19 protein-coding genes are annotated in these 21,983 nt (G+C 73.5%); 9 read left to right on the top strand and 10 right to left on the bottom strand.

From position 1 onward, the window contains the following. Positions 1–2: 2 nt before the first annotated feature. The 3 genes from cbiQ (at position 3) to BX286_RS25575 (ending at position 2,281) form a co-directional block, all read left to right on the top strand. On the top strand, positions 3–752 hold the full coding sequence (gene cbiQ, locus BX286_RS25585) for a cobalt ECF transporter T component CbiQ (protein WP_079429877.1): 750 nt from the start codon (positions 3–5) through the stop codon (positions 750–752). Next, complete coding sequence (locus BX286_RS25580) at positions 749–1,570, top strand: ATP-binding cassette domain-containing protein (protein ID WP_079429876.1); 822 nt, start codon at positions 749–751, stop codon at positions 1,568–1,570. The genes cbiQ and BX286_RS25580 overlap by 4 nt, the downstream gene beginning before the upstream one ends. A gap of 159 nt (positions 1,571–1,729) precedes the next feature. Beyond that, positions 1,730–2,281 (top strand): PadR family transcriptional regulator, encoded by a 552-nt coding sequence (locus BX286_RS25575; protein WP_100862830.1) that lies wholly within the window; start codon positions 1,730–1,732, stop codon positions 2,279–2,281. Between the two features lie 58 nt (positions 2,282–2,339). On the opposite strand, the gene BX286_RS25570 is transcribed toward BX286_RS25575, so the two are convergent. From BX286_RS25570 to BX286_RS25535, 8 genes are all read right to left on the bottom strand, one after another. Then, complete coding sequence (locus BX286_RS25570) at positions 2,340–2,552, bottom strand: EF-hand domain-containing protein (protein WP_079429874.1); 213 nt, start codon at positions 2,550–2,552, stop codon at positions 2,340–2,342. A gap of 131 nt (positions 2,553–2,683) precedes the next feature. Further along, on the bottom strand, positions 2,684–3,871 hold the full coding sequence (locus tag BX286_RS25565) for a YncE family protein (RefSeq protein ID WP_079429873.1): 1,188 nt from the start codon (positions 3,869–3,871) through the stop codon (positions 2,684–2,686). After that, positions 3,868–4,659 (bottom strand): polysaccharide deacetylase family protein, encoded by a 792-nt coding sequence (locus tag BX286_RS25560; RefSeq protein ID WP_100862831.1) that lies wholly within the window; start codon positions 4,657–4,659, stop codon positions 3,868–3,870. The genes BX286_RS25565 and BX286_RS25560 overlap by 4 nt, the downstream gene beginning before the upstream one ends. 378 nt (positions 4,660–5,037) lie before the next feature. Beyond that, the gene (locus BX286_RS25555; RefSeq protein WP_121016420.1) at positions 5,038–5,541 is read right to left on the bottom strand and encodes an anti-sigma regulatory factor; all 504 of its coding nucleotides are present in this window, start codon (positions 5,539–5,541) and stop codon (positions 5,038–5,040) included. Positions 5,542–5,800: 259 nt separating this feature from the next. Then, positions 5,801–6,568, bottom strand: a complete 768-nt coding sequence (locus BX286_RS25550) for an enoyl-CoA hydratase/isomerase family protein (protein ID WP_079429870.1) — start codon at positions 6,566–6,568, stop codon at positions 5,801–5,803. An 86-nt stretch (positions 6,569–6,654) separates the two neighbouring features. Further along, positions 6,655–7,902 (bottom strand): Ig-like domain-containing protein, encoded by a 1,248-nt coding sequence (locus BX286_RS25545; RefSeq protein ID WP_079429869.1) that lies wholly within the window; start codon positions 7,900–7,902, stop codon positions 6,655–6,657. A 162-nt stretch (positions 7,903–8,064) separates the two neighbouring features. Continuing rightward, a complete protein-coding gene (locus BX286_RS36725; protein WP_187344190.1) occupies positions 8,065–10,338 on the bottom strand; it encodes a choice-of-anchor A family protein in 2,274 nt (757 codons plus the stop codon). 160 nt (positions 10,339–10,498) lie between these two features. Beyond that, the gene (locus BX286_RS25535; RefSeq protein WP_079429867.1) at positions 10,499–11,743 is read right to left on the bottom strand and encodes an Ig-like domain-containing protein; all 1,245 of its coding nucleotides are present in this window, start codon (positions 11,741–11,743) and stop codon (positions 10,499–10,501) included. 247 nt (positions 11,744–11,990) lie between these two features. On the opposite strand from BX286_RS25535, the gene glgX reads away from it, so the two are divergent. Beyond that, a complete protein-coding gene (gene glgX, locus BX286_RS25530; protein WP_237293360.1) occupies positions 11,991–14,195 on the top strand; it encodes a glycogen debranching protein GlgX in 2,205 nt (734 codons plus the stop codon). Positions 14,196–14,279: 84 nt separating this feature from the next. On the opposite strand, the gene BX286_RS25525 is transcribed toward glgX, so the two are convergent. Then, positions 14,280–14,825 carry a MarR family winged helix-turn-helix transcriptional regulator gene (locus tag BX286_RS25525; protein ID WP_100862834.1) on the bottom strand — a complete coding sequence of 182 codons (546 nt, stop codon included), beginning with the start codon at positions 14,823–14,825 and terminating at the stop codon, positions 14,280–14,282. A gap of 78 nt (positions 14,826–14,903) precedes the next feature. On the opposite strand from BX286_RS25525, the gene BX286_RS25520 reads away from it, so the two are divergent. Beyond that, positions 14,904–16,106, top strand: coding sequence for an MFS transporter (locus tag BX286_RS25520; RefSeq protein ID WP_079429864.1), 1,203 nt, complete (start codon positions 14,904–14,906; stop codon positions 16,104–16,106). A gap of 51 nt (positions 16,107–16,157) precedes the next feature. Beyond that, entirely contained in the window at positions 16,158–16,880 is a 723-nt protein-coding gene (locus BX286_RS25515) for a CDP-alcohol phosphatidyltransferase family protein (protein WP_079429863.1), read from the top strand. Here the strand turns inward: BX286_RS25515 and BX286_RS25510 are convergent. Continuing rightward, positions 16,861–17,382: an adenylyltransferase/cytidyltransferase family protein gene (locus BX286_RS25510; RefSeq protein WP_079429862.1), complete on the bottom strand. Its 522-nt coding sequence runs from the start codon at positions 17,380–17,382 to the stop codon at positions 16,861–16,863. The genes BX286_RS25515 and BX286_RS25510 overlap by 20 nt on opposite strands. Before the next feature lie 157 nt (positions 17,383–17,539). On the opposite strand from BX286_RS25510, the gene BX286_RS25505 reads away from it, so the two are divergent. The 3 genes from BX286_RS25505 to BX286_RS25495 are packed head-to-tail and all read left to right on the top strand — an operon-like array spanning position 17,540 to position 21,722. Further along, entirely contained in the window at positions 17,540–18,745 is a 1,206-nt protein-coding gene (locus tag BX286_RS25505) for a glycosyltransferase family 4 protein (protein ID WP_079431963.1), read from the top strand. Beyond that, complete coding sequence (locus tag BX286_RS25500; RefSeq protein WP_100862836.1) at positions 18,742–20,502, top strand: lipopolysaccharide biosynthesis protein; 1,761 nt, start codon at positions 18,742–18,744, stop codon at positions 20,500–20,502. The genes BX286_RS25505 and BX286_RS25500 overlap by 4 nt, the downstream gene beginning before the upstream one ends. Continuing rightward, positions 20,499–21,722, top strand: a complete 1,224-nt coding sequence (locus BX286_RS25495; protein WP_121016418.1) for a hypothetical protein — start codon at positions 20,499–20,501, stop codon at positions 21,720–21,722. Before BX286_RS25500 ends, BX286_RS25495 begins: the two co-directional genes overlap by 4 nt. Positions 21,723–21,983 lie beyond the last annotated feature (261 nt).

Here is a 21,983-nt window from a genome sequence, read left to right as displayed (position 1 = left end):
CGGTGCTGCCGATCGACGTCGCGGCGCACTCCAGCCGCTGGCGGGGCCGCCATCCGCTGGAGAAGGCCCTGCTCGGGTTCGGGCTGACCGTCACCGCGGTGTGCCTGCCCCCGTGGCCCGGCGGGCCGCTGGTGGCCGCAGCGACCCTGGCAGTGCTGCTGGGGCCCGCCGGGGTGTCCGGGCGCCGGCTGTGGCGGGCCTTCCGGGTCCCGCTGGGGTTCTGCGTCACCGGCGCGCTGCCGCTGCTTGTGTCGGTGGGCGGTCCCGACGGGCTCCTCGCGCCGGCCCCGGACGGGCCCCGGCACGCGCTGGACCTGCTGCTGCGCACCTCGGCCGCCTCGCTGGGAGTGCTGCTGTTCGCCTTCACCACGCCCGTCTCGGACGTGCTGCCGCGGCTGGTGCGGGCCGGGGTGCCCGCGCCGGTGGTGGACGTGGCCCTGGTCATGTACCGGATCGGCTTCCTGCTGCTGGACTCCCTCGCCCAGGTCCGCCGGGCCCAGGCGGCCCGGCTCGGGCAGGCCGGGCGGGCCGCCGCCTGGCGTTCGGTGGCCGGGCTCGCGGCGACCTCGTTCGTCCGGGCCTTCGACCGCGCCGCCCGGCTCCAGGAGGGGCTCGCGGGGCGGGGTTACGACGGCGCGCTGCGGGTGCTGGTCCCGCCGGCGCGGCTGTCCCGGCGGTTCCTGGCGGCCGCCGCCGCCCTCCTGGCCGCCCTGGTCGCGGGGACCCTCGTACTGAAGGAGCTGGGGCTGTGACCCCGTTGGTGGAACTGGCCGGCGCGGGATACGCGTACGAGGACGGCCCGGCCGTGCTGTCGGGCGTGGACTTCGCGATCGCCGAGGGGCGGGCGCTGGTGCTGCTGGGCCGCAACGGCAGCGGCAAGACCACGCTGATGCGGCTGCTGAGCGGGGGCCTGCGGCCCGCGTCGGGGGCGCTGCGGCTGGAGGGTACGCCGGTGTCCTACGACCGGCGGGGGCTGACGCGGCTGCGCACCACCGTCCAGCTGGTGGTGCAGGACCCCGACGACCAGCTGTTCGCGGCCTCGGTGGAGCAGGACGTGTCCTTCGGCCCGATGAACCTCGGGCTGGCGCAGGCCGAGGTCCGCGAGCGGGTGGACTCCGCGCTGGCCGCCCTCGACATCACCGCGCTGCGCGACCGGCCGACGCACCTGCTGTCGTACGGGCAGCGCAAGCGGGCGGCGATCGCGGGTGCGGTGGCGATGGCGCCGCGGGTGCTGATCCTGGACGAGCCGACGGCCGGGCTCGACCCGGACGGGCAGGAACGGCTGCTGGACGTCCTGGCCGGGCTGCGGGCGGCGGGGACCACGGTGGTGATGGCCACCCACGACGTGGACCTGGCGGTCCGGTGGGCGGACGACGCCGCTGTGCTGACGCCCTCCGGGGTGCGGGTGGGGCCTGCGGGGGATCTGCTGTCGGATCCGGAGCTGTTGGCGTCCGCGGGGCTGCGGGCTGCCTGGGCGCCGGTGGTGGGGGCGTTCCTGCGGGGCAGGGGGATGCTGGCGGACGGGGTTCCGGGGCCGCGGACGCCGGAGGAGCTGGGCGCGCTGGGCTGAGCGGGGTCGGGGGCGGGGCGGGGCCGGGGGCGGGGCGGGGTCGGGCCTCCCGGCGGGGTGTCCCGGTGTGCCCACCCTCCCCCAAGCTCTCGGCTTCGCTCGAGCAGGGGGGACCCCCATCGCCCCTGCGGGACGATTGCCCACACCTAGGATGGCCGCATGTCGTTGCCGCATGCCATTCTCACCGCGTTGTTGGAGAAGCCCTCGTCGGGGCTGGAGCTGACGCGGCGGTTCGACAAGTCGATCGGCTACTTCTGGTCCGCGACGCACCAGCAGATCTACCGGGAGCTGGGGCGGCTGGAGGAGGCCGGGCTGATCCGGGCGCTGCCCAGCGAGGCGCCCGTGCGGGGGCAGAAGAAGGAGTACGAGGTGCTGCCCGACGGCCGCGCGGAGCTGGCGCGGTGGGTGGACGAGCGGCAGGATCCCAAGCCGATGCGGGACGCGCTGCTGCTGCGGATCCGGGCGGCGGCCGTGGTGGGGCCGCAGGGGCTCGGGGCGGAGCTGCGGCGGCACCTGGAGCTGCACCGGGCACAGCTGGCGGAGTACGAGGCCATCGAGGCGAAGGACTTCCCGGCGGGGCGCAACGCCGACCCGGACCGGCTGCGCCGGCTCGTGCTGCACGGGGGGATCGCCCTGGAGGGCTTCTGGCTCGGCTGGCTGGAGGAGGCCCTCGCAGAGGTCGAGGACATGACGGGTCCGAGCGGGGCCTGACGCGCCCCCGTCCCGGCGGGCGGGACGGAGGCGGGCGCGGCGCCCGTTCGGCGGGGCCTTACTTGTTCAGGTCGGCCCAGAACTCGTCGAAGCTCAGCAGCTTGTCGCCGTTGAGGTCCTTCGCCGCGATGATCGCGTCGGCGACCGCGGGGGTGACGAACGCGTCCCCCATCGCCTTCATGGCCGCGCTGTACTCGTCGGCCGTGATGACGCCGTCGCCGTTCGCGTCGAACCGGTCGAACGTCTCACGTGCCTTGTCGATGTCCGCCACTGGGCCACCCCTTCCTGGTGCTTGTTGACCGGCTCAGGGTAGCCGCACCGGGGGCCGTCCCCGCCCACGGGTCCCCGGAGCCGTGGGCGGGCTCCCAGGACGCCGTCGCGTTCCCGTCCGGGCAGGCGGGCCTAGCGGAAGATGCCGGTGTGGCCGAGCGAGTAGCGGCCGGGCTGCGGGTAGACGGCCAGGCCGTGCGGGCCGCTGCCGACGGGGATCTTCGCCAGCTCCTTGCCGGTGGTGGTGTCGATCGCGTAGACCTCGGAGTTGTAGCGGCCGGACAGCCACAGCACCTTGCCGTCGGCCGAGACCCCGCCCATGTCGGGGCTGCCGCCGTCGGGCAGCTCCCACTTCTTGGTGAGCTGGTTCTTCTTGAAGTCGAAGACGGAGATGCTGCCCTCGCCGCGGTTGGAGACGTACATCTCGCGGGAGTCGCGGCTGACGTAGAGGCCGTGGCAGCCCTTGCCGGTGGGGAGCAGCTTGGGGACGTCGAACTTGTCGCCGCTGAGCACCCACATGCCGTGCGCCATCATGTCGGCGACGTAGAAGGTCTTCCCGTCGGGCGAGATCTTCACGTCCTGGGGCATCGCGCCCTCGAACGGGAGCTTCTGCTGCCCGATGACCTCCATCTTCTCGGTGTCGACCTTGAGCAGTTCGCCGGAGAACTCGCAGCTGACGATGAAGTAGCGGCCGTCGAGGGAGAAGTCCGCGTGGTTGACACCGAAGCAGGTCACGGGGACGGTCTTGACCCGGTTCATGGTGTGCGGGTCGCGGAAGACCAGCTCGCGGTCCATGGAGGCCATCACGATGGCGTACTTGCCGTTGGGGGTGAAGTAGAGGTTGTACGGGTCGTGGACCTCGACCGGCTCGCCCGCCTCGCCGGTGGCCGGGTTGATGGGGGTGAGGGTGTGGCCGCGGTTGTTGTTGACCCAGAGGGTCTTCATGTCCCAGGAGGGCACCACGTGCTGGGGCTGGACGCCGACCGGGATGGTGTCGACGACCTTGTAGGTGGCCGGGTCGATGACGGACACCGTGTTGGAGTTGGTGTTCGGCACGTAGACGCGCGACGGGAAGCCCTTGACCACCGGGGAGAGCTTGTTCGGCCGGTCCGCCGCGTACACGTCGGCCGGGTCGAGCACCGGGGGCATCCCGGCCAGCCCCGGCGGTACGGCGGGCACGGCTTTGACGGGGTTGGCCGGCCCCTTGGAGCCGAGTGCCTCGGCGGGCGCCTTGTCGGCCGATCCGCAGCCGGCCAGGGCGGCGAGGACCAGACCGGCCAGCAGCACGGTGGCCTTCCGGGGAAGGCGGGTGGTCGTCATGGGGTCAGCAGCTCCGTGGTGGTCACCGCGCGCAGCTTGCGGCGCGCGAGTTCTTCGAGGAGGGGCGGCATCGCGTCGACCGTGTCCGCGTAGCCGAAGTGCAGGCTCACCACCGATCCGCCGTGGATCGTCCCGGTGACGTTGCTGACGACGGTCGCGGCGCCGGGCGAGGTGAAGTCGAGGGAGTCCACGTCGTAGGAGAGGACGTGCGGATAGCCGGCCCGCTGGGCCAGTTTCTGGACGAGGGGGCTGGCGTTCTGGGTCTGCGAGGGACGGAACCAGGTGCCGATGGAGCCGGTGAGGCGCTTGAGGCGCTGGGCGCAGCCGGTGATCTCGGCGTAGGCCTCCGCCTCGGGCAGGGAGTTGATCGCGAGGTGGTGGTGGGTGTGGTTGCCGAGCTCGTGGCCGCCGTCGAGGATCCGGCGGGCCATGTCGGGGTGGTCGTCGAGCCAGGTGCCGATGGCCAGGACGGTGACGTGCGCGCCCGCCTTCTCGGCTTCGGCGAGCACGGCGCGGGCGATGGCGGGGTCCCCGTTGCCGTGGAAGGTGAGCGCGACCTCCGGCCGCTCGCGCGGGCCGTGCACGATCTCCACGGGCTGCCCGGGGAACCGGCGGGGGGCGGGGGCCGGCGCCGGAGCGGGCTTGGCGGCATCGGGCCGGGCGGGAGCGTCCTGGACGGGCCGGGGAGCCATGGGGGCGCCGCCCGTGCCGCAGGCCGCGGTGAGGGCACCGGCGGCGACCGCCGCAGTGGCGCGCAGGGCGGTCCGGCGGTCTGGGTAACAGAGCACCTGCCCATTTAAGTGGCGAACGCCCCCGAAGGTATTGATTGACCCAGTTTGGGACCTTCGGAAGTGGCGCCCCGAGGGTGGAACGTTCACTCTGCGATCAATGAATTACGCGGAGGGGTGGATATTCATTCATGGATTACGAGGCGAGTGGCCCACCTCACCTAAGATTTAGATGGAAACTCTTAGGATATGCACACTTATGTCCGAGTCGGGACTTTTGGCGTTTGGGCCCACGTCTGCCATAGTCGGAATCACGGCTTCCCATTGACCCGAGCGAAGCCCACCCGCCGAGGGCCACACACCCCACCGGTCCTCGGCGCCCACGAAACCCCCGCAGCGCCCCACCTCGGCGACAGGGGGTTTCCGGCGTTCCGGGGGTCAGCGGTCCGCGACCCGCATCTCGAACCAGGTGATCTTGCCGCGCGGCAGCAGGTCGGCGCCCCAGCGGTCGGACAGCTTGTCCACGAGGAAGAGCCCCCGGCCGGTGGTGTCCAGCTCGTGCACCGGCATCAGACAGGGCAGCCCCCGCGAGGGGTCGCGCACCTCGACGCGGATCCAGCCGCGACGGCGCAGCATCCGTAAACCGAAGGAACGGGCCCCGGTGTGGCGCACGGCGTTGCCGACGAGCTCGGAGACCAGCAGGACGGCGTGCTCGGCGATCTGCGGCGACAGGCCCCAATAGCGCACCACCACGCTCTGGGTGAGCCGGCGGGCCGTGCTCGCCGACTCCGGCATGGACGGCAGGGTCACCTCCGCCTCCGCCGGGTTGCCGTACGACTCCAGCACCGTGAGGCCCTGCTCGTCCTCGACCGCCACCGCAAGCCGTACGGCCATAGCGCTCGCGCGCTGCCGCGGCTGTTCCACACCCTCCAGGCCCGCCATGCACCCATCATGGACGGCCACCGCGCCCGCCCGGGCCGTTCCACGGGAATAGCCCCCGCGGAATCGAGGCTTCCGAGGGGGCGCACGGGCATATGCGAGGGGCAACCGGACACGCCGCGCCCCGCATTGACCTGCGGTGACGGCGCGCACGGGGCCGATCACCCTGCGTTGATCAACCGTTTCGCCTTAAGGCTGCCTTAAGGCCCCGCTAAACCACCCGCAGGGGTTCACTCACGCGGCTGTGTTCATACGGCTGCGCTCATACGAACTTGGCCTTGCCCGGGCCCTCTTCGACGAAGCTGCGCATGCCGCGCTCGCGGTCCTCGGTGGCGAACAGCCCCGCGAACCAGTTGCGTTCGATGGCCAGGCCGGTGTCGATGTCGGCCTCCAGGCCCGCGTCCACGCACTCCTTCGCCGCGCGCAGGGCGATCGCCGGGCCCTGGGCGAGCTTCGCGGCCCAGGCGTGCGCCTGCTCGTACACCTCGGCGGCGGGCACCACCCGGTCCACCAGTCCGAGGGTGAGCGCCTCGTCTGCCTTGACCATGCGGCCCGTGAAGATGAGGTCCTTGGCCCTGGAGGGCCCGATCAGCCGGGACAGCCGCTGGGTGCCGCCCGCGCCGGGGATCAGGCCGAGCAGGATCTCGGGCTGGCCGAGCTTCGCGTTGTCGGCGGCGATCCGGTAGTCGGCGCAGAGCGCGAGCTCGCAGCCGCCGCCGAGCGCGTAGCCGGTGATGGCCGCGACGACCGGCTTGGGGATGCGGGCCACGGCCGTGAAGGCGTCCTGCAGTCCGCGGGACCGGGCGACCATCGCCGCGTGGTCCATGGTCTGCATCTCCTTGATGTCCGCGCCGGCCGCGAACACCTTCTCCCCGCCGTAGATGACGACGGCGCGCACGTCGGCGCGGTCGGTCGCCTCCACGGCGAGCTCGCGCAGCCGGTCCTGGGTGGCGATGTCCAGGGCGTTCATGGGCGGGCGGTCCAGCCGGATGGTGCCGACGCCTTCGGAGACTTCGAGAGAGATGGTCATACGGGGAAGGTTAGCGGCGGTTAACGAGAAGTGGCCCGGTGCTGTGGGTCACAGCACCGGGCCACCGGGTCAGGGAGCCGACCCTCCTACTTCTTCCACTCCGCCCAGTCCATGTTCCAGCCGTTGAGGCCGTTGTCCGGGGCGATCTGCTTGTCCTTGGAGTTCTTCACGATGACCACGTCGCCGATCAGGGACTCGTCGAAGAACCAGGCGGCCGGGGTGTTGGGGTCTCCGGCGCCGCGCTCGTCCTCGAGGCCGACGCAGCCGTGGCTGACGTTCTCCTTGCCGAACGTGCTGGAGGCGGCCCAGTAGTTGCCGTGGACGAAGGTGCCGGAGTTCGACAGGCGCATCGCGTGCGGGACGTCCGAGATGTCGTACTCGCCGCCGAAGCCGACGGTGGCGCCGTTCATCCGGGTCACCTTGTACTTCTCGCTGATGACCATCTGACCGTTGTAGGTGGTCGTGGCGGGGGCGCCGGCGGTGATGGGCAGGTTCTTGATGACCTGGCCGTCGCGGACGACCTCCATCGTCTTGGCCGTCGCGTCGACCGTGGAGACCTGGGAGCGGCCGACGGTGAAGGTGACCGTACGGGTCTGCTTGCCGTAGACCCCGGGGCGGCCCTCGACGCCGTCGAGGGCGAGCTTCACGGTGACCTTGGTGCCGGCGGCCCAGTACTTCTCCGGACGGAAGTCGAGGCGGTCGTTGCCGAACCAGTGGCCCTCGATCGGGACGGAGGGCTCGGCCGTGACCGTGATGGCCTTCTCGACGGCCTCGGTGTTGGTGATGCCGCGGGTGAAGTTGATCGACACCGGCATGCCCACGCCGACGGTCGAGCCGTCCTCGGGCGTGTAGTGGCCGACGAAGGTGTTCTGCGGGGTGAGGGTGGTGAAGGTGGTGTCCTTGGCGGACTCCCGGCCGGCCTCGTCCTTGGCGACCGCGTGCACCTTGTACTCGGTCGCGGAGGCCAGGTTGCGGGCGGGCTCCCAGCCGGAGCCGTCGGGGGTCAGCTTGCCCTCGACCGCGTTGCCCTTGGTGTCGGCGACCGTCACGGTGGTCAGCTTGCCGCCGGTGCTGGAGATCTTCAGGACGCCGTTGGTGGCGACCTCCTTGGCGCCGTCGTCCGGCTTGACGCTGACCACGGCCTTCGAGGCCTCGGTGTTGGCCTTGGCCGCGTTGCCGCCGCCGGGCTTCCCGTTGTCGCCACCGCCGCCCGCGGCGTCACCGCCGTTGCTGCACGCCGTGGTCAGCAGAAGGGCCGCGCCCAGCAGCAGGGCCGGCAGGCCGGTGCGGACGCGGCCGCGTATCGGCTGCACGTTCACTTGTGTTCTCCCCATGTCCCCCGCGCACGGACAGTCGCGCGCTTGCCGACAGGAAATCACATGGGGGGATTACGAATAGGCACGGTCATGTCACCGTTCCGTCCCAACCGCCGCCACGCCGGGGACCCGGCGGACCTGCGGACGGCCGGTGCACGGGGCGCACCGGCCGTCGGTGCGTCAGCTCCGGCCGCGGGTGGCGGTCCAGCCGCCGCCGAGGCCCGGGAGGCCGTGCCTGTCGTGCTCGTCGTGCTCGTCGTGACCGGGCTCGTCGTGGCCCGGCCGGCCGGGACCGTCGTGTTCGCCGTGCTCCTCGTGGCCCGGCTTGTCGTGGCCGGGCTCGTGGTGGTCCGGCTTGCCGTGCCTGTCCCGCTTGTTGAAGACCAGGGCCACGATCTCCCGGCCGGCGGCGCCGTCCAGCTTCAGCGGACCCGTGACCCGGTCGGCGGGCAGGGCGTAGCCGTCGGGGGCCGCGGTCTCCAGGACGTAGTACGAGCCCGGGGCGAGCCGGTCGAACGCGCAGGCCCCGTTGCCGCCGGTGGTGCAGGGCTCACCGATGCGCTCGTCGGGGTACTGGCCCCCGGTCTGCAGGCCCTCGGTGTTGTTGGTCTCCTTCCACAGCTGGAACACGCCGCCGGCCAGCGGCTTGCGGGTCTTGGCGTCCTTCTTGACGACCGTGATGGAGCCGGGGTGCTCCACGTCCCTGCGCTGGTTGCGGATGGTGACGACGAGCCCCTGGGCGATGTCGCCGTCCTCCAGGTCGAAGGCGGTGACCGGGTCGGCGGGGCGCTCGTAGCCGTAGGGGACGCCGACCTCACGCCAGTAGTAGCGCTCGCCGACGGGCAGTTCCACCGTGCAGCTGCCCTGGGTGTCGGTCACGCAGGCGCCGCCGAGCCGGGTGTCCGGGTCCTGACCGCCCGTCTGGAGGTCGGGGACGCCGTTGGTCTCGCGCCACAGCTCGAAGCGGCCTCCGGGCACGGGCTCGCCGCTCTCCAGGTCGACCTTGCGCAGCACCACCCGGGCGCTGGGCTCGGGGGGTGTCGTGCGGCGGTTCTGGGCGGTGACGCGCACTCCCCGCTCGGCGTTCTCCCGGGTCAGGACGAGCGGGAAGACCGGGTCGGCTGGCAGCTCGTACCCGGCGGGCGCGGCCGTCTCGCGCCAGTAGTAGCCGCCGAGCTCCTCCTCTCGGGTGCAGGTGCCGTCGGCGGGGGTGGTGCAGTCGCTCACGCGGGTGTCGGGGTTGGCGCCCGCGGTCTGCAGGCCCGCCACTCCGTTGCTCTCGCGCCACAGCTCGAAGCGGGCGCCGGGCAGCGGACGCCCCTCGTCGTCGGTCTTCAGCACGGACACCCGGCCGGTGACGGCCGGGTTGGGGGCACATTCGGGCAGGTCGCCGTCGAAGGGGTAGGCGTGGAACTCGGCGCCGAGGCCCGTGGTCTCGGTGGGGCTGGTGTGGGTGACGTTGCCCGCGGTGAAGAAGCGGCCGTTGACGCCGATGACGGAGACCGTGGCGACGGAGGCGTCCTGGCCGATGAGCACGCTGCCGCCGAGCTGGGCCGAGCCGGCGAGGCCGACGGCCTGGGCGTCGGGGAAGTTCCACAGCAGCCGCTCGCGCAGTCCGGGCGGCAGCATGACGTTGTTGACGCGCAGCGCGCGGGCCTCGCCGGTGACGTTGACCAGGACGGTGGCGCCGGCCGGGATGCCCGCGAAGCGGATGGACTGCTGGGCGGTGCCGGGGCCCGAGAGGTCGAAGTCCACGTTGAAGACCTGGAGCATGGAGGTGCCGTCGCCGGTGAAGACGGTCTCCTGCGCGCTCCAGACGGCCCGCCCGGTGGCGGTGCGCGGGACGCCCCGCGGGTAGGCGTAGCAGGTGCTCGCGGCGCCGAGCTGCCCGCGCAGCGCGGCGTAGGGGGCGGCGGCGTTCGTGTCGTGGGTGAGGGTGCCGGTCACCGTGCCGGTGAGGGTGCCCGCGTAGCGGACGACGCCGCCGTCGGCGAGGAGCCGCTGGCCGGAGGCGACCGTGATGTCGTCGCCGGTGGTCAGGAAGTCCGAGCCGTCCGCCGGGGGGACCCGGGAGCCGACGCCGGCGATGCCCACGTTGTAGACGTTGCCGCCGGCGGACTTGTTCATGTCGAAGTCGCCGAGGACCACGACCTTGCCCTCGGCCTCGGCGGCTCCCCGGCGCACCAGCATGTCGCCTCCGACGAAGAGGTTGATGCCGTTGTCCCGGCCGGTGAAGGCGCCGTTGTTGGGGTCGGGCCATACGGGCGGGCAGCCCTGGCCCGGGCCGGTGCCGCCGGGGACGCACGGACCGAGGCCGCCGGGCAGCGGGGCCCGCAGGGCGCGGGCCGGCGGCGGGGCGGTGCCGGGGCCGGCCGCGAGGGCCGAGGGGGCCCCGGCGGCGGCCGCGAGTACGGCTCCCACGGCCAGCCCGAGGGTCCAGTTCCTTGCTGACATGACGCTCCGTCCACGAAATCCGGCCATCGCCTGCGCTGATGGCCCTGCCAGGCTGCGGGCGGGGCCCGGCGTGGCGGACCGAAGACACTCCCGGGCTACGTCATTCCGGTCTGACGATCACTCGATTGCAGCGCGGGCCGGCGGGGCGGGCCGCGGCGGGTCAGCTGATGGCGGAGCCCGCGACCCAGTCGGCCCAGGACATGTTCCAGCCGCCCAGGCCGTTGTTCGGGGCCACGGTCTTGTCCTGGGAGTTCACCACCTCCACCACGTCCCCGATCAGGGTCCGGTCGAAGAACCAGCCCGCCGGGGTGTCGGAGCCGCCGCCCTTGTCGTCGCGCAGGCCCACGCAGCCGTGGCTGGTGTTGGTGGTGCCGAAGGTGTCGGGGCTGGCCCAGTAGTTGCCGTGCAGGAAGGTGCCGGAGGCGGTGAGCCGGATGGCGTGCGGGACATCCGGGATGTCGTACTCGCCCTTGCCGTCCTCGCTGGTGAAGCCGACGGTGGCGCCGTTCATGCGGGTGACGTCGAACATCTCCATCACCACCATCTTGCCGTTGTAGGTGGTGTTCTTCGGCGCGCCGGCGCTGATGGGGATGGTGGACAGCAGCGCGCCGCCGCGCCGGACCTCCATGGTGTGCGAGGCGGCGTCGACGGTGGAGACCTGGGAGCGGCCGACGGTGAACTTCACGGTCTTGTCCTGGATGCCGTAGGCCCCCGGGGCGGCCTCGACGTCACGGAGCTTGATCTTCACGGTGACCTGGGTGCCGGGCTTCCAGTACTCCTTGGGCCGGAAGTCCAGGCGCTCGGAGCCGAACCAGTGGCCGACGACGGGCACGGCCGGTTCGGAGGTGACGGTGACGGCGCGCTCGACGTCGGCGCGGTTCTTGACGGCCCGGCTGAAGTTGAAGGAGACGATCATGCCGGTGCCGACGGTGGAGCGGTTCTCGGGCTTGAAGTAGCCGATGAACCGCTCCTCGGGCACGTAGGTGGTGAAGGTGGTGTGCCGGGCCTGGCGGCGGTTGTGCCCGTCGACGGCGACGGCGTCGACGGTGTACTTGGCGGCGAGCGCGAGCCGCCCCGCCTCCGGGTCGGGGCTCCAGCTGAGCCCGTCGGCCGCGATGGAGCCGGGGACCTGCTCCTCCTGGGCGTCCTCCACCTTGGTGACCGTGACCCGCTCCAGCCGGCCCTCGGGGACGTTGACCCGCAGCGGGCCGTCGGCCGGGACCCCCTTGGCGTTGTCGTCGGGGGTGATGCGGATGGCCTCGTCGGGCGAGCGGGGTTTGCCGGGCAGCTGCACCTCGACCGGGGAGCCGCCGTCCCCGGTGCAGCCGGTGAGGCCGCCCAGCAGGACCGCCCACACCGCCACGGCGGCCCATCCCGCCCCTGCCCGCCTCGTCAGAAGTGTCACGCCCCGTCCAACGACGGGGGCCCTCCGGGGGAAACGTGGGGGCCGGACACGTTCCGGGTACGGCTGTCCGGGCAGAACAGTGTGAAGGACCAGACGGGGGCGGGCCCTGGCCGGGACGCCGGGCCGCACTCCCCCCGCCGGTACCCAGGAGCCGTGGAGGCGGGCAGTGTCGAGCGCAGCCGAGCAAGAGGCGGTGGATACCGCCGCCAGCGATACCACCGGGGCCGCCCCGCGGGGCGGCCCCGACATGGAGGCCGTGCGGGAGCGGGTCCAGGCGCGGGTGTTACGGGCGGCCGCGCACCCGGGACCGCCGGTGTGGCCCGGATCCTCGCACCCGCTGGGCGCCCGCTTCCACGTGGGCCCCGACGGGGTGGCGGGGACGAACTTCGCGCTGTGGGCGCCGGGCGCGGAGGCGGTGGAGCTGTGCCTGTTCGACGCCCTGGGCACGGAGACCCGCTGCCCCCTGGGCGAGCTGACGCACGAGATCTGGCACGGGTTCGTGCCCGGCGTGCGGCCCGGGCAGCGGTACGGGTTCCGGGTGCACGGGCGCTGGGACCCCTGGACGGGGGCCCGGTACAACCCGGCGAAGCTGCTGCTGGACCCGTACGCGCGGGCCGTGGACGGGGACTTCTCCCTGCCGGCGGAGGTGTACGGGCACGTCCGGGACTGGCCGCAGCAGTACATCGCCGACACCGTGCGCGACGACCGGGACTCGGCGCCGTTCGTCCCGAAGGGGGTCGTCGTCCACGATGACGACGACTGGGCGGACGACGTCCGGCCGAAGACGCCCTGGGCCGATTCGGTGATCTACGAGCTGCACGTGCGCGGGTTCACCATGCGCCATCCGGGTGTTCCCGAGGAGCTGCGCGGCACCTACGCGGGGCTGGCGCACCCGGCGGCGGTGGAGCACCTGGTGCGGCTGGGGGTGACGGCGGTGGAGCTGCTGCCGGTGCACCAGTTCGCGCACGAGGACCACCTGCTGCGGCGGGGGCTGCGCAACTACTGGGGCTACAACTCGGTCGGCTACTTCGCCCCGCACGCCGGGTACTCCGCCAGCGGGACGGCCGGGCAGCAGGTCGGCGAGTTCAAGCGGATGGTGCGCGCCCTGCACGCGGCCGGGATCGAGGTCATCCTCGACGTGGTCTACAACCACACGGCGGAGGCCGGCGAGCTGGGCCCGACCCTGTCGCTGCGCGGGGTCGACAACCGGGGCTACTACCGGCTCCAGTCCGACCAGCGCCGCTACGCCGACTACACGGGCTGCGGGAACACCCTGCACGCCGGGCGGCCGCACGTGCTGCGGCTGATCACCGACTCGCTGCGCTACTGGGTCACGGAGATGGGGGTGGACGGCTTCCGCTTCGACCTGGCGGCGGCGCTGGCCCGCTCCATGCACGACGTGGACATGCTCTCCCCGTTCCTCGCGGTGATCGCCCAGGACCCCGTGCTGCGGCGGGTCAAGCTGATCGCGGAGCCGTGGGACGTGGGCTCGGGCGGCTACCAGGTGGGGGCGTTCCCGCCGCTGTGGACGGAGTGGAACGACCGCTACCGGGACGCCGTGCGGGACTTCTGGCGGGGCGCGCTGCCCGACGTACGGGACCTGGGGTACCGGCTGTCGGGGTCGAGCGACCTGTACGCCTGGGGCGGGCGGCGGCCGTACGCCTCGGTGAACTTCGTGACGGCGCACGACGGCTTCACCCTGCGCGACCTGGTCTCGTACGAGCGCAAGCACAACGAGGACAACGGCGAGGGCAACCGGGACGGCACCAACGACAACCGGTCGTGGAACTGCGGGGCCGAGGGCGAGAGCGACGACCCGCGGATCGCCGCGCTGCGACGGCGGCAGCTGCGGAACCTGCTGACCACGCTGCTGCTGTCGACGGGCGTGCCGATGCTGGTGGCCGGCGACGAGTTCGGGCGGACCCAGGGCGGCAACAACAACGCGTACTGCCAGGACAACGAGACGGGCTGGGTGGACTGGTCGCTGCTGGACGATCCGGCGTGGAGCGGGCTGTTCGCGCTGGTCCGGCGGCTGGTGGCGCTGCGCCGGTCCCACCCGGTGCTGCGCCGCAGGGCCTTCTTCTCGGGACGGGCGCAGGGCTCGGACGGGCTGCGGGACCTGGCCTGGTTCACCCCGGCGGGGGCGGAGATGACGGAGCGGGACTGGTACGCGCCGTCGGCCGCGCTGGGGCTGTACCTGTCGGGGCGGGACATCCCGGGGCGGGACGAGCGGGGCCGGCAGGTGACGGACGACAGCTTCCTGGCGCTGCTGCACTCCGGGGACCGGCCGGTGGAGTGGGTGCTGCCGGGGCCGCCCTGGGCCGGGGAGTACGAGCTGGTGCTGGACACCTCGCGGGAGGAGCAGGAGGACGCGCCGGGGACGCGGTACCGGGCCGGGCAGCCGCTGACGGTTCCGGCGCGGTCGGTGCTGCTGCTGCGGGTGGCGGGCTGAGGGGCGCGGCGGGGCGGCGGGTCCGGTCGCGGGCCCGGTCGCGGGTCAGCGGCTCCGTCGCGCGTCAGGAGGTCCCGTCGCGGGTCAGGAGGTCCCGTCGCGGGTCTCGACCTGGAGCAGCATCCGCTTGAGGAGGGCGGCCAGGGCCCGGCGGTCGGTGTCGTCGAGCGGGTGGATCATCTCGGCCTCGGCAATCCCGCGCCAGCGCATGGCCTCGCTCCAGCGGCGGTGGCCCTCCTCGGTGAGCTCGACGTCGACCCGGCGCCGGTCCCCCGCGGCACGGGTGCGCCGGACGAGGCCGGAGCGCTCCAGGGTGTCGAGGCGGCCGGTCATCCCGGCCGGGGAGAGCAGCAGTTCGGCGGCGAGCTGGGAGGACGGGGCGCGCCAGGGCGCGCCCCGGGAGGCGAGGCGGTGCATGGTCTCGAACTCGAAGGCCTGGAGCCCGGTCTCGGCGAGGGCGCGTTCCTTGCCGTGCGCGACGTGCTTGGCGAGGAGCTGGATGCGGGTGATGACGGCCTCGGTGGTCACGTCGAAGGGCACCTTGCCGGTCCACCGGGCGATGTGCCGGTCAACGGAGTCCTCGGCCGGTGCCGGCGTCGTCGCAGGTGGAGTGACCGCTTCTGTGCCCATGGGCGCATTATCCCGTCCACCGGCCATGACAAAGTATTTCGTTGACGAATGATTCGCTGGCGAAATACTGTCGCGATCATGACCCCCACGCTCTGGCGGCTGCTCGCCGGCCGCACCTTCGCCGCCTTCGCCACCGCCCTGATCCCCACCACCCTCACCCTCGCCGTGGTCCGCACCGGTTCCGCCGGGGACCTCGGACTGGTGCTCGCCGCCGAGCTGCTGCCGATGCTGCTCCTGCTGCCCGTCGCAGGCGTGGCCGCCGACCGCTTCCCGGCGCGCCGCGTGGTGCTCGCCGCGGACCTGGTACGGGCCGCCGCCCAGCTGGGCATCGCGGCGCTGCTGCTGTCCGGGCCGGTACGGATCCCCGCGCTCGCGGCCCTGTCGGCCGTCACCGGCGCGGCCGTCGCCTTCGGCGGCCCCTCGGCCCGGACCCTGGTCGCCGCCGTGACCGACGGGGCCGAGCGGCTGCGGGTGAACTCCCGGCTGATGGTGGCCCAGGGGCTCGCGAGCGTCGCGGGTCCGGCCGCCGCGGGCGCCCTGATGCTGGCCGTCGGGGCAGGCTGGTCCTCGCTGCTGACCGGGGCCCTGTTCACCGCTTCCGCCCTCACGCTGGGCGGGCTGCGCACCCCGGGTCCGGCCGGCGCGGGCGGGGCCCGGCCGGGGTTCGCGGCGGAGCTGCGCGCCGGGTGGGCGCAGACCCGTGCGCACCCGTGGTTCCTGGCGAACGTCATGGCGCACGGCGTCTGGCACCTGACCGCCGGACTGCTCCTCACCCTCGGACCGCTGATCGCCGTGGAGTCCCTGGGCGGCGAGGGCACCTGGGTGGTGGTCGCCCAGGCGGGTACGGCCGGGCTGCTGGCCGGGGCGTGGACGGCCGGGCGGCTGCCGGTGCGCCGGCCGCTGGTGTGGGTCGCGGTGTCCTCGGCGGCGTTCGCCCTCCCGCTGGCGGCGTTCGCGCTGCGGCTGCCCGCGGCAGCGGCGGCGTTCGCGTACCTGATCGGCATGGGCGGGGTGGGCCTGCTGAGCCCGCTGTGGGAGACGGAGATCCAGCGGCGGGTGCCGGCCGAGGCCCTGGGGCGGGTCGGCTCCTTCGACTCCCTGATCTCCTTCGCGGCCCGCCCCCTGGGGCTCGCGGTGGCGGCCCCGCTCGCGGCGGTCACCGGGACCACGGCCCCGCTGCTGGTGGCCGCTGTGCTCGTGGCGGCGGCGAACCTGTCCGTCCTGCTGGTCGCAGACGTGCGCGCGCATCCGGAGCGGAAGCCTTCGCCCGCCCTGCGATGATGTGCCCTTCCGTGCACACACGAACACACGGGCACACGAACGGGAGTACGCATGTCGAGGGTGGGGACGGCGCTGCGGGAGCTGCGCGGGGCGCAGAAGTCGGCGAAGGGCGTGTCGCTCTACTCCCGGTTCGTCAACCGGCCCGCCGGACGGTACCTGGCCGCCGGTTCCTACGCGCTCGGGCTGACCCCGAACCAGGTGACGCTGGTCAGCGCCGCGTTCAGCTTCGCCGCCGTCGCCGCGGTGGCCCTGGCCGCGCCGTCGTGGGGGCTGGGGGTCGCCGTGTGGGCCGCGCTCGCGGTCGGCTTCGCCTTCGACTCCGCCGACGGGCAGCTGGCCCGGCTGCGCGGGGGCGGCAGCGCGGCGGGCGAATGGCTGGACCACGTCGTGGACGCCGCCAAGCTGACCGCGCTGCACGCCTGCGTGCTCATCGCCTTCTTCCGTTTCCCCGACGCGTACGGGACGGGTGCGCACGGCTGGCTGCTGGTGCCGCTGAGCTTCCAGTTCGCCGCGGTGGTGACCTTCTTCGGCGGGCTGCTCACCGAGAAGCTCAAGCCCAAGGCCGCCCCGGGGAGCCCCGCGGCGGCGCCGTCGACGCTGCGCGCGGTGGCGCTGCTGCCCGTGGACTACGGGGTGTTCTGCCTGGTGTTCCTGCTGCTGGGCGGCGGGGCGCTGTTCCGCTGGGCGTACGCGGGGCTGGGCGCGGTCGCCGCGCTGTTCCTGCTCGCCTTCCTGGCGAAGTGGTTCCGGGAGCTCAGCGCCGTTCGGCGGTGAGGGGCTCGGCCAGCGGCTGGTGCAGGGGCACGGGCTGCGGCTGGGCGAGGGCGTCCAGGGCCCGGCGCAGCTGGGTGCTGGAGGTGTGCACCGTGTAGGGGAAGTAGACGACGTCGACCCCGTGGGCGGCGAAGTCCCGTTCCAGCTTGGCCCCCTTGGGCGTGCCACGCCAGTCGTCGCCCTTGAAGATGACGTCGAAGCGGACCTGCTTCCACGTCTCCACCTTGTCCGGGACCGTCTCGACGAAGGCGGCGTCGACGTACTTGACGCTGCGGACGATCTCCAGCCGCTCGACCAGGGGGATCATCGGGCGGCGCCCCTTGGCCAGTTCGGCCATCTCGTCCGAGACCACGCCCGCCACCAGGTAGTCGCACTGGCTGCGGGCGTGCCGGAGGATGTTGAGGTGGCCTATGTGGAACAGGTCGTAGGCGCCGGGCGCGTAGCCCACCCGGTACGGCCGGCGCGCGGACGGCACGGCATCGGACATGTGGTGCTCCGTCATCAGTTACCCCCCACAGGCCGCGCCCCCCGGCGCGGCGGATTAGCAGACAATAGCGCGCACGTTCCACAGCCTGTCGGTGAACGCATAGGGTGACGTGCGCATCATCCAGGGGAGAAGGGGACGTTCAGTGTCCACATCCGGCCACCGGCGGCTGTTGCTGGTTTCCACCAACTACGCCCCGGAGCACGCGGGTATAGGCCCGTATGCCACCCAGATCGCGGAGCACTGGGCGAGTTCCGGCCATGACACCCACGTTCTGGCCGGTATGCCGCACTATCCGGCCTGGTCCCTGGAGCCCGAGTACAAGGGAGCGCTGCGGCGCACCGAACGGCGCGCGGGCGTCACCGTGCACCGGCGCGCGCACACCGTCCCGGCCCACCAGACCGCCGTGAAGCGGGCCCTGTTCGAAGGATCGATTCTGCTGCACGGGGCGGTGGCCCCGCCCCGGATGCCGAAGCCGCACGCGGTGATGGCCCAGATGCCCAGCCTGGCCGGCGGGGTGCTGGCCGCGCGGCTCGCCGCCCGCTGGAAGGTCCCGTTCGTCCCGGTGGTCCAGGACCTGATGGGGGCCGCCGCCGCGCAGAGCGGCATCAGCGGCGGGGACAAGGCGGCCGCGCTGGCCGGACGGGCGGAGGCGTACGCCCTCAAGCGGGGCGCCCTGGTCGGCGTCATCCACGAGACATTCGTGGACCGGGTCGTGGGCATGGGAGTGGACCCGAAGCGGATCCGCGTGGTGCCCAACTGGTCGCACGTGCCCGGGCCCACCAAGCCCCGCGGGGAGACCAGGCGCCACCTGGGCTGGGCGCCGGACCAGACCGTGGTCCTGCACTCCGGCAACATGGGCCTCAAGCAGGGCCTGGAAGTCCTCGTCGGCGCCGCCCGGCTCGACCCGCGCGTCCGCTTCGTCCTCATGGGCGACGGCAGCCGGCGCGCGGCCCTCGCCGAGCTCGCCGCCGACGTGCCCAACCTGGACATCATCCCCCCTGCCGCCGACGGGGAGTTCCCCGATATCCTCGCCGCGGCGGACGTGCTCGCGGTCACGCAGCACGCGGCCGTGCTGGACATGAGCGTTCCGTCCAAGCTCACCTCCTACTTCCAGGCCGGCCGGCCCGTCGTCGCCTCCGTCGCGGCGCAGGGCGGGACCGCCCAGGAGGTGGAGCGTTCGGGCGCCGGCGTCCTCGTACCGCCGGAGGACCCCGAGGCCCTCCTGAAGGCCGTCCGGGCCCTGGCGGAGGACCCCGGGGGCGCGGACGCGCTGGGCGCGGCCGGACCCGTCCACGTGGCGGCCCACCTGAGCCGTGAGGCGGGCCTCGCCCGCATCGACGCACTGATCGACGAAGCACTTGGGGGTCCCCAGTCGTGACCGAGACGAACCGCCCGGCAGCGGCCCCGCCCGAGGACGAACCGGACCTCCTCAGGGACCAGTTCAAGCAGCTGCTCCGCTACCGCAGGCTGCTCGGCGCCGGCGTGGGCATCGGCCTGCTGGGCGGCGTCTACCTCGGCATCTCCACCGCCGACACCTACGTGTCCGTCGCGGACGTGGTGCTGCGCGCCCCCACCGACGACCCGTTCAACCCGAGCCTGGCACCCGACAAAGCCATCAACATCGGCTCCGAGCGGCAGGTCGCCCTCTCCAGCTCCATAGCCGAGCAGGCGGCGAAGAAGCTCGGGGTCGCGGACAAGGACGTCGCCGCGCTGCGCGCCGGCCTCCAGGTGACCAACCCGCCGCAGACGATGCTGCTCCGCTTCACCTACACCGCCTCCTCCCCCAAGGAGGCCGCCAAGCGGGCGAACGGCATGGCCCAGGCCTACCTGCTCAAGCGGCAGGAAGCCCTCGACGTCACCCGCGACACGATGGTCAAGGGCTACGCGGACCAGCGCGACCCCGTCGCCAAGCAGCTCGACGACCTCGCCAAGCAGATCAACAACATGCCGGCGGGCACCGCCCGCGACGCGGCGCTGGGCTCCAAGACCGACCTCCAGAGCAAGGTCAACACCCTCAACAACAACATCAGCAAGCTCCAGGCCCTGGACATGACGCCGGGCCGGATCACCAGCCCGGCCGCCCCGCCCGGCGCACCCGACGGGCCGGGCATCCCCATGTCCCTCGCACTCGGCGCGGCCACCGGCCTGGCCCTGGGCCTGCTCGCCGCCTGGGTGCGGCTGGTCTTCGACCCCGCGCCGCGCTCCGAGGGGGACGTGGCCCGGGCCCTGCGGGCGCCCGTACTGGGCTACCTGCCCCGGGACAAGACGGGCGGCGGCCCGCTGCTCGCGGCCGGCGAGGCGGATCCCCGGCTCGCCGAGGAGTACCGCTCGGTGGCCTTCCGCCTGGCCTACGACTCCCGCTTCGCCGACCGACGCCGCCTGCTGGTCGTCGCACCGCGCGGCAGCAGCGTCACGGCCGCCGCGGTGGCCGTGAACCTGGCCGCCTCCTTCGCCGAGACCGGCAAGGACGTCCTGCTCATCGAGGCCGACCTGCGCACCCCGGTACTGGCCAGCCAGCTGCCGACGGACGCGGGCGGACGGCCGCGGTGGAGCCGGCTGCCGGGCGGTGCCGGGAGCACGGGCGGCACGGGCCTGCTGGGCGACGGTTTCGGCGGCGGAGCCGGGGAGAGCGACTGGCCGGACGGGCGGCAGCTGGTGGTGGACGCCGGGGAGTCGGGCGCCTTCGACCTGATCCCGGGCGACCGGGTGCGCAACGTGGCCCGCGCGCTGACCTCCCCGCGCGCGACCCGGCTGATCTCCGAGGCCGACTCCCCCAACTCCACCGTCGTCGTGCTCGCGCCGCCGGTGCTCTCGTACGCCGACGCGCTCGCGCTCGTCGACCGCGTCGACGGGGTCCTGGTCGTCTGCGACCCGCGGGCGGTGCACCGCAGCGACCTGGCCCGGATCCGCGAGCTGATCAGCGGGGCCGGCGGGACCGTGCTGGGCGCGGTGCTGCACCACCCGCTGCCGGGCCAGAGGTCCAAGCGGGACACCTCCCCCGGTGCCTCCGCCGCCCCCGCGCCGGGCTCCGCGCAGGCCGGTCCGGCGCACGGGCCGGACGCGACCGGCGGGCGGCTGCCGGGTGAGGGCGGCGACACCGTCGCCCTGCGCACGGTCCGCACGGGCCGGAGGTGAGCCGTCGGGGCCTCGCCGCGGTCGCCTCGGTCCTGGACCAGGCCGCCTCCAGCGCCACCAACATCCTGGTGCTGGTGCTGGCCGCCCGGCTGTCCTCGGCGTCCGGCTTCGCCGACTTCTCGATGGTGTACGTGACCTTCAGCGTGCTCCTCGGACTGAACATGGCCTATGTCGGCCAGACCGTGGTGCTGGAGAAGGAGGCGGCCGGCCGGCTGGGGACGGTGTGCCGGTCGTCGGTGCTGTTCACGGCCGGGGCGGCGGGGGTGGCCGGGCTGGTGCTGGCGGTGGCGGGTCTGGTCGTGCCCGGCGACGCCGGGTGGGCGTTCCTCGCGCTGGGACTCGTCCTGCCGCTGGTCCTCGTCCAGGACGGGCTGCGGTACTGCTTCTCCGCCCTGCGGGTGCCCGGGCGGGCGCTGGCCGCGGACGCGCTGCGGCTGGTGTGCGTGGTCGCGGCGCTGGCCGTGCAGCCGCAGGGGGCTTCGGCCGGGCGGCTGGTGCTGGTGTGGGGGGTGTCCGCGCTGCCCGCGCTGGGGCTGGGGGTGTGGCTGCTGCGGCCATACGTCCGCGGGGCGCGCGGGGACGTCCGCCCGTACCTGCGCCGGGGGCACCTCGGGCAGCGGTTCGTGGTCGAGTTCGCCGTCGGCAACGGCTCCAGCCAGCTCGCGGTGCTCGGGCTGGGCGCTTTCGCGACCCCGCTGGCGGTGGGCGCCCTGCGCGGGGCCACGACCCTGTTCGGGCCGCTGAACGTGCTGTTCAACTCCGCCAACGCCTTCGGCCCGCCGATCGTGGGCCGGGCGTCCGGCAAACGGGGCGTGGTCCGGCTGACCGCCCTGATGGGCGCCGCCCTCGCGGTGGTCGGCGCCGGCTGGGCGGCGGTCCTGTACGCCCTGCCGGACCGGCTGGGCCGGCACCTGCTGGGCGACACCTGGGCGGCGGCGTCCGCCCTGCTCCCGGCGACGGGCGCCCAGTACGCGGTGATGGGCCTGGGAACCTGCGCACTGCTGACCCTGCGGGTGCTGAACCCGAGGGCCACGCTGTCGCTCCAGGTCGTCTTCTCCCTGCTGTCGGTGGCCCTGCTGCTGGGCGGATACGCGGCGTGGGGCGTAACGGGCGCCGCCTGGGGCCTGGCGGCGGGCTCGGCGGCAAAGGCGGCGGCGGCGTGGACCCGGGTGGGCCGGGTACGCATGGAGGCACCGGCGGAGGTGGGCACGGCGGCGTGACGGGCCCGCCATCTCCCCCTCGAGGGGCCGGGCGCTGGGCGGCGCCTGCCCACCCACCTCGCGGCGGGGTCCGGGCGGCCCGGAACCGGATAGCGGCCGGCACCCGGAAGGCCGGGACCACCCTCAGCGGTCTCAGAGAGGGGTTGGGGCTTTCCCGTCAGTCTCATCGTCCTTCCGCGTCGGGCCACCCTGTCAAGGGCGCTCCTTCGTCGCGTCGCTTCGCGATCGCCTACGGCGACCCTTGACAGGCCGTCCCGCCGC

This window comes from Streptomyces sp. 3211.6, from assembly GCF_003634815.1.
In the GTDB taxonomy this organism is placed as follows: Bacteria; Actinomycetota; Actinomycetes; order Streptomycetales; family Streptomycetaceae; genus Streptomyces; species Streptomyces katrae_A.
The sequence above is the reverse complement of the archived record's forward strand: the minus strand, read 5'-3'. Positions and strand labels throughout refer to the sequence as shown.